At 35.6% G+C, this 13,094-nt stretch carries 12 protein-coding genes and 1 pseudogene; 5 read left to right on the top strand and 8 right to left on the bottom strand.

The features are described 5' to 3' along the window. Positions 1-27 precede the first annotated feature (27 nt). Entirely contained in the window at positions 28-1,059 is a 1,032-nt protein-coding gene (locus NSU17_RS05490; protein ID WP_340704513.1) for an ABC transporter permease, read from the top strand. Continuing rightward, positions 1,052-1,846, top strand: a complete 795-nt coding sequence (locus NSU17_RS05485; protein WP_168411794.1) for an ABC transporter ATP-binding protein — start codon at positions 1,052-1,054, stop codon at positions 1,844-1,846. Before NSU17_RS05490 ends, NSU17_RS05485 begins: the two co-directional genes overlap by 8 nt. 168 nt (positions 1,847-2,014) lie before the next feature. On the opposite strand, the gene ilvA is transcribed toward NSU17_RS05485, so the two are convergent. The 3 genes from ilvA to NSU17_RS05470 form a co-directional block, all read right to left on the bottom strand. Continuing rightward, complete coding sequence (ilvA, locus tag NSU17_RS05480; RefSeq protein ID WP_340704512.1) at positions 2,015-3,274, bottom strand: threonine ammonia-lyase IlvA; 1,260 nt, start codon at positions 3,272-3,274, stop codon at positions 2,015-2,017. 714 nt (positions 3,275-3,988) lie between these two features. Further along, on the bottom strand, positions 3,989-5,269 hold the full coding sequence (locus NSU17_RS05475; protein WP_340705481.1) for an IS4 family transposase: 1,281 nt from the start codon (positions 5,267-5,269) through the stop codon (positions 3,989-3,991). Positions 5,270-5,552: 283 nt separating this feature from the next. Continuing rightward, the gene (locus tag NSU17_RS05470) at positions 5,553-6,905 is read right to left on the bottom strand and encodes a YjiH family protein (RefSeq protein WP_340704511.1); all 1,353 of its coding nucleotides are present in this window, start codon (positions 6,903-6,905) and stop codon (positions 5,553-5,555) included. A gap of 339 nt (positions 6,906-7,244) precedes the next feature. Here NSU17_RS05470 and NSU17_RS05465 point away from each other — a divergent pair, with 339 nt between their 5' ends. Next, positions 7,245-7,541 carry a hypothetical protein gene (locus NSU17_RS05465; RefSeq protein ID WP_096550287.1) on the top strand — a complete coding sequence of 99 codons (297 nt, stop codon included), beginning with the start codon at positions 7,245-7,247 and terminating at the stop codon, positions 7,539-7,541. A 110-nt stretch (positions 7,542-7,651) separates the two neighbouring features. Here the strand turns inward: NSU17_RS05465 and NSU17_RS05460 are convergent, their stop codons facing one another. Together NSU17_RS05460 and NSU17_RS05455 are read right to left on the bottom strand one after the other, a co-directional pair. Beyond that, positions 7,652-8,113: a hypothetical protein gene (locus NSU17_RS05460; RefSeq protein WP_096550288.1), complete on the bottom strand. Its 462-nt coding sequence runs from the start codon at positions 8,111-8,113 to the stop codon at positions 7,652-7,654. A gap of 218 nt (positions 8,114-8,331) precedes the next feature. Next, a pseudogene (locus NSU17_RS05455) lies at positions 8,332-8,568 on the bottom strand (helix-turn-helix domain-containing protein); the annotation flags it as partial. Positions 8,569-8,874: 306 nt separating this feature from the next. Here NSU17_RS05455 and NSU17_RS05450 point away from each other — a divergent pair. Further along, on the top strand, positions 8,875-9,585 hold the full coding sequence (locus NSU17_RS05450) for a hypothetical protein (RefSeq protein WP_340704510.1): 711 nt from the start codon (positions 8,875-8,877) through the stop codon (positions 9,583-9,585). Between the two features lie 485 nt (positions 9,586-10,070). Here NSU17_RS05450 and bshB2 read toward each other — a convergent pair whose 3' ends face one another. From bshB2 to thiD, 3 genes are all read right to left on the bottom strand, one after another. Further along, entirely contained in the window at positions 10,071-10,748 is a 678-nt protein-coding gene (gene bshB2, locus NSU17_RS05445) for a bacillithiol biosynthesis deacetylase BshB2 (RefSeq protein WP_340704509.1), read from the bottom strand. Positions 10,749-10,761: 13 nt separating this feature from the next. Continuing rightward, positions 10,762-11,109 (bottom strand): YojF family protein, encoded by a 348-nt coding sequence (locus NSU17_RS05440; protein ID WP_016837310.1) that lies wholly within the window; start codon positions 11,107-11,109, stop codon positions 10,762-10,764. 213 nt (positions 11,110-11,322) lie between these two features. Further along, complete coding sequence (thiD, locus tag NSU17_RS05435; protein ID WP_340704508.1) at positions 11,323-12,156, bottom strand: bifunctional hydroxymethylpyrimidine kinase/phosphomethylpyrimidine kinase; 834 nt, start codon at positions 12,154-12,156, stop codon at positions 11,323-11,325. A gap of 218 nt (positions 12,157-12,374) precedes the next feature. Between thiD and NSU17_RS05430 the strand changes: the two genes are divergently transcribed. Continuing rightward, complete coding sequence (locus NSU17_RS05430) at positions 12,375-13,052, top strand: uracil-DNA glycosylase (protein ID WP_096550293.1); 678 nt, start codon at positions 12,375-12,377, stop codon at positions 13,050-13,052. Positions 13,053-13,094: the final 42 nt, after the last annotated feature.

Genomic DNA, 13,094 nt, shown 5'->3' with positions numbered 1-13,094 from the left:
TCAACATGTTAGGAGAGATGATTCAATATGTTTACAGCAATGTTCGGTGCAGTTGAGCAAGGAATCATCTACGCAATAATGGCACTCGGAGTGTATCTAACATTCCGAGTGTTAGATTTTCCAGACTTGACGGTAGATGGTAGCTTTGTTTCGGGTGCGGCTACAGCTGCAACAATGATTGTTTTAGGTTATCACCCAATATTAGCTACGTTAGCAGCGATTGTCGTAGGATTTATTGCAGGATGTATCACTGGTTTGCTCCATACAAAAGGAAACATTAATCCGCTCCTTGCCGGGATTATTATGATGATTGGCCTCTATTCCGTAAACCTGCGAATTATGGGCATCTCGAGTGAAAATGCAGCAAGCCTTCCGAACGTTCCTCTACTAAATAGTGAAACAATCTTCACTAAAATTTATTCCTTCTGGGAACATTTAGGGATTGATGCATTTTTCAATAACATTTTGACGAGTTTAGGAGTAAAAAATCTTCCACAAACTTGGGAAATCCTTTTTGTCATGATAATTCTTACAACAGCAATTAAGTTCATAGTGGATTGGTTCCTCAAAACAGAGGTTGGTCTAGCGATTCGAGCTACGGGAGATAACAAACGAATGATTCGCAGTTTTTCAGCGAATACGGACACTTTAATTATTTTAGGTGTTGGATTATCGAATGGATTAGTAGCGTTAGCGGGGGCTTTAATCGCCCAATATAATAAATATTCCGATGCGACAATGGGGATCGGGATGATTACAGTCGGTCTAGCATCGGTCATTATCGGTGAAGCGATTTTTGGAACGAAATCAATCATGCGCACTACTTTTGCGGTAATAGTTGGAGCAATTGTTTATCGGATTGTACTTGCGATTGCATTGCGAGTGCCATTCCTCGATGCAAGTGATATGAAATTGATTACAGCCATTATTGTAATCTTAGCGTTAGTAGTTCCGCAAATGATTGATAAGCAAAAAGATAAGAAGAGGAAGGAGAAGCGACTGCAAGAAAAGTTAGCCGCTGCCCAACTAGAAAAGCAAGGAGGCGATCACCTTGCTTAAGCTAGAAGGCATTAACAAAATTTTTAATGAAGGTACACCAGATGAAAAGGTGGCATTGAATAATATCAATCTTCATTTAAAACCAGGAGATTTCGTAACAGTTATCGGAAGTAACGGTGCGGGAAAGTCAACGATGATGAATATGATTTCTGGGGTATTAAAACCAGATGTTGGAAAAGTATGGATAGATGGAAAAGACGTAACCCATTTACCTGAATACAAGCGTTCTCATTATATCGGGCGCGTTTTTCAAGATCCGATGGCGGGTACTGCACCATCTATGACAATTGAGGAAAATCTTGCAATTGCTTATGCTCGAAACGCCAATCGTTCATTGCGATTAGGCGTGAATCGACAACGACGTGACTTCTTCCGCACGTCTCTTGAGAAATTGCATTTAAATTTAGAAAATCGCTTAAATGCAAAAGTAGGATTGCTATCCGGTGGGGAAAGACAGGCATTGTCATTATTGATGGCAACATTTACGCAACCTGCGATTCTATTACTAGATGAGCATACGGCAGCTCTTGACCCATCACGAGCAGAATTGATTACGAACTTAACAAAGCAATTGGTAGAAGAAAATCATTTAACAACGTTAATGGTAACGCACAACATGCAACAAGCTATCGATTTAGGCAATCGTTTAATTATGATGGATAAAGGGCAAATCATTTTAGAAGTAGATGAAGTTCAAAAACCAAACTTAACAATTCCAGACTTAATGGCTGAATTCGAACGCATCCGCGGTGAAAAAATGAATTCTGACCGAGCGTTGTTGGGGTAATTAATGTTGATACAGCCAACTCTTATTATAAGGGTTGGTTTTTATTTTTTTAAATACCAAAATAAAAATGAATACTATCCTTCCAACTTGAAAAAAATAATACAAAATCTGTTAATAAAATTTAAAACCCGGGCGTTGATCACACTAAACGCTCGGGTTTCTTTTTTGTTAAATCAACAATCCAAATAAAGTGCTGTCTTTATTCACTTCTTTAAACTCAAAACCATTCACTCGCATGCGATCGATTAAACCTTCATAATCTTCCGGCTTGCTTACTTCAATTCCGACTAGTGCAGGACCTTCTTCTTTATTGTTTTTCTTCGTATATTCAAATCGGATAATATCATCATTAGGGCCGAGAACAACCGTTAAGAATTGGCGTAATGCTCCTGCGCGTTGAGGGAAGTTGACGATAAAGTAGTAAAGCAAACCTTCATATAATAATGATTTTTCTTTAATCTCTTGCATACGGCTGATATCATTATTGCCACCTGTAATAATCGCAACGGCCGTTTTTCCTTTTAGCTGATCCGCATAAAAATCAAGGGCGGATACTGGTAATGCGCCGGATGGTTCTGCAATGATAGCGTGTTTATTATATAAGTCAAGAATAGTTGTACTTACTTTTCCTTCCGGTATTGTAATAATATCATCTAAATATTTGCGGCAAATTTCATAAGTTTTTTGCCCAACAGATTGAACTGCTGTACCGTCGCAAAACTTATCAATTTTTTCTAAAGTGACAGGTCCGCCATTTTCAAAGGCTGCTTTCATACTTGGAGCGCCTTCTGGTTCAACCCCAATCACTTTTGTATGTGGTGAAATGTTTTTAATATAGGCAGCAACTCCGCTCATTAATCCTCCGCCACCGATACCTCCAAATACAAAATCAAGAGGTTCTTCAATGTCATTTAAAATTTCTACGCCCAATGTACCTTGTCCAGCGATAATATCATAATCATCAAAAGGATGAATAAAGATCATTTCATGTTCCAAACAATAATCCATCGCTGCATTTGCTGAATCATCAAATGTATCGCCAGTTAACACAATCTCCACATAATCGCGACCGAACATGCGCACTTGGTCGACTTTTTGTTTTGGAGTTGTCAACGGCATGAAAATGGTTCCTTTAATCTTTAAATGAGCACAAGAATAAGCTACCCCTTGGGCATGATTGCCGGCGCTGGCGCAAACAACACCTCTTGCACGTGCTTCATCTTCAACTTTTTTAATTTTATAATAAGCACCCCGTAACTTAAAGGAGCGCACTGATTGTAAATCTTCACGTTTTAAATAAATATTCGCACCGTACTTTTCTGACAGATATTCATTTTTTTGCAATGGCGTATGAATTACTACATCTTTTAATTGGTGCTGTGCTTTTAAGATGTTTTCAACAGTAAAGCTTTTATCCGCAACTTCCATTTTAAATTTAACCTCCGTTAGTTCCAGCATTTATTTATTTTAACATAAGATTCAGTATTTTATGAAATTTATAAATGCCATACTGTAAAGTCCCTTTATATGTATATGATTTCATACATAAAACTTTTGAAATATAAATAATATACAGAATAGTCTAAAGACAGCTTTTAAAAAAATCAAGGTATAAATCGATAAAAAAAGAAAAAAATTTGTTTATTTAAAACGTTAAAGTGTTAAAGTTATTTGAATAATCGACATGCTTCCATAAGTAGGAGCCGTATTTAAAAAACGGGGCTGGGATATAACTAATAAAGTGAACGAGCTGCAAAAAGATTTTTTGTAAAAAATTGATTGGAGTGACGGGGCGAGTGCTCCTGTCGCGCACGCTTAGTCGCAAAGCGGAGCAAGCTCAAGGAAGTAAATTCAAAGCTTTCCTGCGACGAGCCCTCTCGAGACCCCGCAGGAGCGAAGGATTGAATCAGAGGAGGCTCGAGCCCAATGTCAGAAACTTATACAACCAATAATTTACAGTTAGTAGGCAACCATCTGGCTGTCTACTTTTAAAAATACTATTCAACCTACAAAGTGTTGATAATTTTCTAAAATCGGCTAAAAAAGGCAATAGGATGCCCGGGGCTTAAATTTTTATTTTTTTAAGCCCCTAATTTATTTACATTTAATAAACAAATAGGTTATATTTATCCTATGTATTGTTTATAGACACCTTTTTTGGTTTAGGGGATACTTTGTTGAGGACAGACCATTCCTTCGTGGGTAGCTTCTCCCAGATCGAATAGGTGTCTTATTTCTTATAATCACTTTCATGATTTTTGTAAACATTCTCTCTCTTTTGATTGGACAATCTTCTAATAATAAGTGAACCATCCTATCTTTTAATTTTCCTATTAAGATATTTGTGTTTACTTGATAATCATGTTTTCGTCTTTTTTTCTTACTCTCCTCATTAATTGTTTCATTGGCATCATTTCTCAATAAACTGACCATATTCGATAAATATATTGATGCATAGAAATCTTGTTCAATTGCGATTTTCGAACTACCCGTGAAATTTTCTATTTCGATTTTATTTTTCACATCATTATATTCTGTTTCAATTCCCCAGCGTTTAAAATAAAGAGATTTAAACTCAGAGATACCAAACTCTTCCTCGGTTAAATTTGTGACAAGTATTTCTTCCGTGCCAGAATCCAGTGGGAATCTAACTACACGAGCAGTAATCACTTGTTTCCTATGTATTATATGAATGTTTTGATCAGCATCTTTCGCTTCGACAATTTCCTTTATCGTATTTTTTTGACATCGCATCACATATTTGATACCAAGGGCATCTAAATAGGCAATAAAATCTCTCGATGGATACCCTCGATCAAATAAAAAAAGATCATTTTTTAATCCAATTTGTACGAGTTCTTCAATCATATCCTTTGCACTATCTCGCTCAGCTACCTTATATGGATTGATTCTAGAAGTAATAATGATTCCATTCTCAAGATCGTAAATACAAGAGGCACTAGCTCTTGCATAACTTGTCTTATGATTTTTTCCATACCCAAAATAATTTCGAAGCTCCTCAGTATCAGGGATTTGGAGCACACTTCCATCGATTGCGCAAAGTCTAAATCCACGATAAGTTTTAAAGGAATTTTCTTCATAATACCAATTCACAATCGCTTTTGTAAGTTTTACAAAAGCGAGAGGAGAAATCTTTTTTCGTGCGGCTGAATAGCCTTGTTTGGAAATACTAATTTCTGATAAATTAAATTTGTCGAAAAAGTCGTCAAGTTCAATTTGGAGGCTCTTTTTAACAAAGTTTAAGCTAAATAGAATAGTATTTTTAAAATTTAACTTCTTTTCTTTTCGTGTAAAATACGTTTCTTTTGTCCGAGATTCAAGCATAAACATCACATCATTCAGCATCTTTCGAGTAATCTCAATTGCGCCTAAAAAAGTACTTTTCGTTTTCAAAAAAACCACCATCCTCGTTTTATTAACCAAAAATTGGTATCTAAAACGATTTTGGTGGTTTTTTATAAAATACAAGAGTCCTTTTACCTATTTTTGTGAATGTTAAATTAAAGATTAATTTTCAAATAAACTTCCATTAAATGTAATCTTAAGTTGATGACATTGGGCTCGAGCCGGGCCCGCGGAAAGCGTCCCCGGAACGGAAATCAATTCTACAATTATCAAAAAAACACCATTTTCTCCTGTAAGAAAATGGTGTTTTTTATATTTTGTCCCAAGCTCGTCATATAAGTTAAAAGATTAAGTGAGCGATGAAAGCAACTATCGGTATTGAAATGATTGTGCGAATTAAGAAGATAATAAACAAATCCCAAATTTTTAATGGAAGTTTTGTACCTAAAATCAAGCCACCAACTTCAGACATATAAATTAATTGCGTAACAGAAATTGTTGCGATAAAGAAACGAGTTAATTCAGACTCGATTCCAGCTCCTAATATAGAAGGAAGCAACATATCCGCGAATCCAATAATCATTGTTTGGGCAGCTTCGTCTGCGTAAGGAATTTGGAACAATTGCAAAATCGGTTCGAATGGCATTCCTAAAATTTTAAAGAAACTAGTATATTCTGCAAGAATTAATGCTATTGTACCGAATGCCATGATGACCGGTGTAATGGCAAACCACATTTCCAAAACATTTTTAAAGCCTGAGCGAACCACATTTAATAAATTTCGATTGCTATGGGCTTTATCTAACGCATTTTGTAGGCCAAAAGTAAATGAATTAAATCCTTCCGGAACATCTTCACGGCGACTTTCTGGAGTAGATCCGTCAAAATTCGTATCCGGTTTATTTCGTAAAGGATAGATTCTTGGCATAATGACAGCCAAGATTAAACCAACTAAAATGACCGTACCGTAAAATTGCAAGAAATAATGGCCAAGATCTACCGTTTCAACAATTACAAAACAGAAAGTAATCGAAACGACGGAAAAGGTAGTGGCGATTGTAGCAGCCTCTCTCGCTGTATAGTTTCCTTGCTCATATTGTCTACTTGTGAGAAGCACACCAATTGTGCCGTCTCCAACCCAAGAAGCCAAACAGTCAATAGCAGCTCGTCCAGGAATTTTAAAAATGGGACGCATAATTTTTACCATCATGGAACCAAAAAATTCTAATAGCCCGAAATCTGTCAAAAGCGGTAACAATAATCCAGCAAAAAAGAATAATGAAAACATCATTGTTACTAAGCCGCCATCAGGATTTAATAACAAGCCAGATGTGTTTTCACTAGTGAAGGCTTCCGGCCCGATTTGGAATATATATAACGTTGCAAATACGACCGCTAAAACTCGCATTACTGTCCAGAATGCATGAGTACGGAATAAAGCATCGAAAATCGTCACTTTTCCTGATTGCGGTACAAAGTGCATCACAATAGATCCAACAGCAGCAATAATAAAGACAACATACGCAAACCAATGGATAAAGGTTACGATATTAGCAGAAAGACCGTTCGCCAAAAGTGCGATTGGAACCTTAAGTCCATCTGGCGTACTAACAGGAATAATGAATAAAAAGATACCTAAAATCGAAAGACATAAAAATAAAAACCATGTATATGGATGAAATTTTTTTACCATAATAAACCCCTCATTAATTTTTGTTGCATATTTATACACTATAAATGGTATTTATACTGATGTCTATATAAATAGAAAAAATAATAGTATTTCGAAAATTTTATACTTTTCGTCTTTTATACTACACTAAAATAGCAAAAAACTGCATAAAAGAGAAGAGGGTAAATAAAAAAACACCATTTGTGAAAAAATGGTGTTTTTTTGATGTGCGCCCGGCATGTACATGAACTATAGGGTGTAAGTCCCGAACCCCGAAGACAGAAGTAGAGGTTAGCTCAACGAAAGGGTGTCCGTGGTGACGCGGAATCTGAAGGAAGCTGGAGGCAAAACACCGGTCAAATGTTAGCGGTATTAACTAAACGTGACGATATAGTAACGGCACATATGATTTATTTGTCAAAATTAGATGATATGGGCGTTAGTGAGAAAGAAAATGAGGAAACAATTCGCTTTGAAAGTCCTTTCAAATTTAATGGGGAAAAAGTTGTCGGATTAGTATTACCTAGGGTACAAAATTTAAAAAAAGGAAAAAAGGATCTACTGGAACTTTTAGTTTACTTTGCTGACATAGAGAAATGGAAATTAGAAGCTATGGAAGAAGTGAAGTACGATAAAATCAATATCTTGTTTTCTTAACTTGATTTTTGCAGAAACACGTAACGGATTTCAATAAAAAGTCTCGGAATTACTTTTCCCAGTATAACCATTTAAAGGTTTTTCTGGTACATTGGTTTATATTGATATTTTTAAGAAATTAATTGTAATTTCTTCACAAACCCTTCTTCGTATATAGATAGTTTTTGAAAATTATCATCATCAATTAACTCTGTGAACTTAATAGCGTCGATTAAGTATTTTCTGTTTCGATTATCTAAATCACGTATGATTCTATCTGGAAAAACGTGCTGAATTATTAATGTTGCTTTATCGAAACTAATATTTAGTTCAGGGTAATTGTACATATCAGAGGTAACTTGAAAATAATAATCTCTAACAAGTGCTGTATATTCTTTGTCCTTTTCACTATACAAAGGCATAGCACCCTCGTATCTGAATTGGATCACTGGATAACCGTTAACCATTATTGGCTGGGCGAATTGCTCGATTGGTCTGTTTAGCATATTTTTTGGGAGTTCAACTTGCACTACTTGTTCCAAATACAAACTTGTTCTTATACGTTCTAAGTTTCTTAATGTAAGTCCGATCATAGAAAACATCCTTTCTTGGAATTTTTGTAAAACACTGATTATATCAAGCTTTTTAGGTGAATACGTCAGACGTTATTCCATCTTCTTATTTCACAACGTCAGACGTAACTACAACAAAACCTTATAATATCAACGTTTGTGAAAGGAATTTACGTCATAACTATAAGGAATTAATAAAACATGATGTTATTTACTTTCCAATATTCGAGATATTCATTAGGGAACTCCGCACGATCTTCAAAAAAGTTCTTATAAGCATTTTGCAAATGGATCTGTGCATTTGCTAAAGCTAAAGAATCCACCTCTTTTAGAAACGGGAATTCTTTCTTATTTTTTGCTGGTGTCGGAAACTTTTGCTTTTTAAGCGTTTCCTTATCGTCTTTGAACTTCTCATATGTTTCTTTACGTTCTGCTAGCATCTTGTTGTAGACAAAACGAACACAACCAAAAGTTTGCATAAATCTAAATAATTATAGTTTTTGAGGACTGAATAAGGTAAAAATATTTCACTCAAATCGATTCTTCTTTCTTCATAATTCAACATTGGCCTTTCAATATTTAAAGGAGCCTCACAAACATCGTATTTTATTAATTCATTAACAGAATAACAATACTGACAAACTTTAATTTTTATCATAATCATCCCTACTTTCGTATTTTTTAAAAGGTGGCCGTGATAGATTATTTTATATATTTTCAATATTTTTCCAATTACTTGAATATATTGTAATTGTAGTAGTATATTCAAAGGAGGAAATAAAATGCGTAAAAAGATAACAAAAATAGGAGTTGCTGCATTATGTAGTGCTACGTTAATAATGCCAACTACTGCTTTTGGAAGTTCAAATGTGAATTCTATCAACAAACAAGAAATCGTTTCAAACTCATCTATCTCAAATTTCTCTAATCTAACAGATGAGTTGGTAAAAAAGGTAGACCCTTATATCGAGTTAGTTGATTTTAAATTCATAATCAACAATGAAGCGGAGCTAATGAAAAATATTACACAATCAGAATTCGAACAAGTAAACAAAATATTAGAAGAAGTTAATGCACATTTACAAACAATGAAGTTAGAATCGAAAATATATAACAAGTATTCATTAGAAACTAACGGGGATACAATTATTGTTTCATTAAACAAAGAATCATTAAACAAACCACTGAGTTCAGTCAAGACGGCTTCTAAAAGTGAAGAAGGAAAAAGAGGTATAAAAGTATATTGGAATCATGTGGAAATTTACCTTACAAAAACCGATGTTAATGCTATACTAAAAGGTGGAGTATCAGGTGGAACTGCTGCTTTAGGTGCTTTAATTGGTAGTTATGGTGGCATCCCGGGAGCTATTGGAGGTGCTGCTATAGGTGCTGCTGCTGCAACAATTATTAATGAATATATAGATGCGGTTCCACTAGTGATTTATATCCCATATTTGAACCCGACTACCGGTGTAAGAGTTTATAAACAGTAAATTAATTTTAAGTGAAAGGTGATTAACATAAAAAAAAGACTTTATCCTGCAATTTGTGCTGCTCTAGCTGTATTTTTAGTTAATTCCATCTTTGAATATTTCTTTAATGATTTATCACTTTCAATTAAAATTATATTAAATATGATATCTGCAGCAATAGGAGCAGTTTTCGGTGTTGCTATATTAAAAGAAAAACAAGACTAATACAATCAAGTAAGAGAGAATTAATCACTCTAATACAAAATTATAGGAATTAGAGAAAGAGGTCGGGACAACCCCCTCATCTAAACACATTATTTACACAGAACCCTTGGTAACTCCTATTGGAGAAACCAAGGGCTGAAAAGTCTTGAAGCTCGTTATGAAAACTTGCGTCAATGATCTTAATTGAACCGCCGTATACGGAACCGTACGTACGGTGGTGTGAGAGGACGGGAGTTAATCGCTCCCTCCTACTCGATTGTATAAAAAAGCATGCTTTTTAATTAATCAACAAACGTAATTGTATAAAACTTTTCATAATGGAACCAACTATCACTCATCGGTTGACCTTCATCAATCCGCTTTTGATTTTCTTCAACCATCCATGCTGTTTGAGAATTATGAGCTAGTAATGCTTTTAATTTATCTTCCTTGACGGTTGTAATATCAATAATGACGTCTGGTTCTCCTTTTTCAGCGATTGTATTATTGGCAAATCCGACACCGTAAACTGACGGGCGATCATCTTTCGGCATTCGGCGAACTGCCTCAACAACTGCTCGGCCAGTGGCTTCATGATCTGGGTGAACGCTGTAATTTGGCAAGAATGTGATGATGAGAGAAGGGTTCAATTCGGAAATTAAATCTTGAACGAGCTTCACCATTTTCTCATCGTCTTCAAATTCAATCGTTTTGTCTCGGAAGCCCATCATTCGCAAATCTTCAATCCCCATTGCTTTACATGCTTCTTGCAATTCTTTTCGACGAATTTCAGGCAATGATTCACGAGTAGCGAAAGGAGGATTCCCAAGATTGCGTCCCATTTCTCCTAAAGTTAAACAAGCGTATGTAACGGGAACTCCCATATTGCGATAAAGTCGAATGACGCCGGCAGATGAAAAAGCTTCATCATCTGGATGTGGAAAAACAACTAAAACGTGGCGCTGTGGTTTTAAAGTCATATTAATCCCCTCCTTAAGAAAATGGCGTTTCACTAATTTCTAGTGCAATCGCTAATTTTCCTTCGTGGTTTAACCCAGCCATTAATAGTCTACCTTGTTCATCTAATTCATAATGGGTAATCCCTTGCGCATAAACCCATCCGTTTTCTAATTTAAGTCCGACACGGTGGGGATTATCATTGATGACTTTTCCATGTTCATATCGAATTTTCGCGTTGCGGATAAATGCGCTGGCATTAAAAAATTGTTCGTTATAGTGAGTGGCATAAGAGCCATTTGTCGTTTCGAGGTGTATATAAACATCTTTATTTGCAAATGAATCAATTAACTTTTGAAGCTCTAGCACATCAACTTCCTTCATTCTCATTCCCCTTTCCAGAGACTTATGTTATTAGTATAGTAAAAAATTTCCCTCGATGAAAAGAAAAAGCAATGCGAATGAAAAATATTGAAATGAATGAAAAACACCCGTACATTTTCATTGTACGGGTGTTTTCTTAATAAAATGCTATTTTTTTGAAATTTCATTGCTTTTGGGATTGGATGAATATCATTGGGAAAGTGTATTTGGAAATTAAATTTCATTTATTGTAACTTTTGGAGCTCCAAATACGTTTTTTGCTCCATGCATCACTGGACCAACATATTGATTCAATCGCCAGCCATGCTGGATTGCTGCTGCAACGAATTCTTTTGAAGCAACAACTGCTTCTTGTACGGATAAGCCATTTGCTAAATTTGCAGTAATGCTTGCTGCAAAAGTACAGCCTGCACCGTGATTATAATTTGTTTCAATAGGGTCCGTCTCTAATGCATAAAACTTGTCCCCATCGAAAAATAAATCAATGGCTTTTTCTGTTCCGAGAGAACGGCCACCTTTAATAACCACGTTTTTTGCGCCTAATGCATGAATTTTTTCTGCCGCCTCTTTCATTTCTTCAATGTTTTTTGGTGTTTTCATTCCAGCTAATTGTCCCGCTTCAAACAAGTTTGGAGTTGTGACAAGGGCAAGAGGTAAAAGATATTGAATCATGGCATCCACATTACCTGGGTTTAATACCTCATCTTCACCTTTACATACCATCACTGGATCAATTACGACATTATTAGTTCCTGATTGTTGAATGCCTTCTGCCGCAACCTGAATCACTTCTTCATTAGGAAGCATTCCAGTTTTCACTGCATCAATGCCGGTAGAAATGGCCGTTTTTAGTTGTTCTTTCAATACATCGATTGGCAATGTATATACACTATGTCTCCAACCATGATCTGGATCCATTGTTGCAATGCAAGTTAAAGCTTGCATTCCATAAGTACCGTATTCTTGGAAAGTTTTTAAATCTGCGTGAGTTCCGGCACCGCCTGATGCATCAGACCCAGCAATCGTTAATGTTTTCTTCAATGTCAATTTGCTCAACTCCTACTTAATGATTGTGTTTTTAGTATATACCTAATCTGACTTTACAAAAATGGTCAGAATGATAAAAAATGATATAGTCAGAACACAACTAGCTAGGTATAAATTATAAATAAAGAGAAAGTTTTCCAAAGCGTGTCCGAACAGATTATATAAAACTATTGATAATCTTCACGTAATCAAGTAGGTTGAAAGAGAGGTGTTCTGATTTGAAAAAAGTATTCGATAATGACTGGCAAGAAATTTTGCAAGATGAATTCGAAAAAACTTACTACAAGAATTTAAGAAAATTTGTAGCTGAAGAATATAGTACAAAAATTGTTTATCCGCCAATTGATGAAGTGATGAGTGCTTTTTACTCTGTTCCATACAAAGATGTAAAAGTTGTCATTTTAGGTCAAGATCCATATCACGGACCTGGACAAGCTCACGGCATGTGTTTTTCTGTTAAACCAGGTGTGCCTCATCCACCAAGTCTACGAAATATATTCCTTGAATTACATAATGATTTAGGCTGTCCCATTCCAAAGGACGGCTATTTAATGAAATGGGCGAAACAAGGAGTATTCTTATTAAACACGGTGTTGACAGTGAGACAAGGGGAGGCCAACTCCCATAAAGGTATGGGTTGGGAGCAATTTACCGATACCGTTATTGAAAAATTAGCAGAGCGGCAAGACCCAATCGTTTTTGTATTATGGGGAAGACCTGCACAAATGAAAAGGACAATCATTCAACGAAAGGGGTCTCATCACTGCATTTTACAAGCGCCCCATCCAAGCCCATTAAGCGCTCATCGCGGATTTTTCGGGAGTAGACCTTTCTCTAAAATCAACGCACAGTTAATTGAATGGGGAAAAGAACCAATTGATTGGTGTTTAACATAAAATGAGCACCAACTTTTTAGCAAGTTTTTGAACAACTTTGAT

Origin of the sequence: Ureibacillus sp. FSL K6-2830 (assembly GCF_038004145.1) — a bacterium.
Lineage (GTDB): Bacteria > Bacillota > Bacilli > Bacillales_A > Planococcaceae > Ureibacillus > Ureibacillus thermosphaericus.
The sequence above is the reverse complement of the archived record's forward strand: the minus strand, read 5'-3'. Positions and strand labels throughout refer to the sequence as shown.

Bases quoted from the DNA above. Each gene is read 5' to 3' on its own strand.
- NSU17_RS05490 (WP_340704513.1), top strand. From the start codon at position 28: ATGTTTACAGCAATGTTCGGTGCAGTTGAGCAAGGAATCATCTACGCA.
- ilvA (WP_340704512.1), bottom strand. From the start codon at position 3,274: ATGGAAGTTGCGGATAAAAGCTTTACTGTTGAAAACATCTTAAAAGCA.
- NSU17_RS05470 (WP_340704511.1), bottom strand. From the start codon at position 6,905: ATGGTAAAAAAATTTCATCCATATACATGGTTTTTATTTTTATGTCTT.
- NSU17_RS05465 (WP_096550287.1), top strand. From the start codon at position 7,245: ATGTTAGCGGTATTAACTAAACGTGACGATATAGTAACGGCACATATG.
- NSU17_RS05460 (WP_096550288.1), bottom strand. From the start codon at position 8,113: ATGATCGGACTTACATTAAGAAACTTAGAACGTATAAGAACAAGTTTG.
- NSU17_RS05450 (WP_340704510.1), top strand. From the start codon at position 8,875: ATGCGTAAAAAGATAACAAAAATAGGAGTTGCTGCATTATGTAGTGCT.
- bshB2 (WP_340704509.1), bottom strand. From the start codon at position 10,748: ATGACTTTAAAACCACAGCGCCACGTTTTAGTTGTTTTTCCACATCCA.
- NSU17_RS05440 (WP_016837310.1), bottom strand. From the start codon at position 11,109: ATGAAGGAAGTTGATGTGCTAGAGCTTCAAAAGTTAATTGATTCATTT.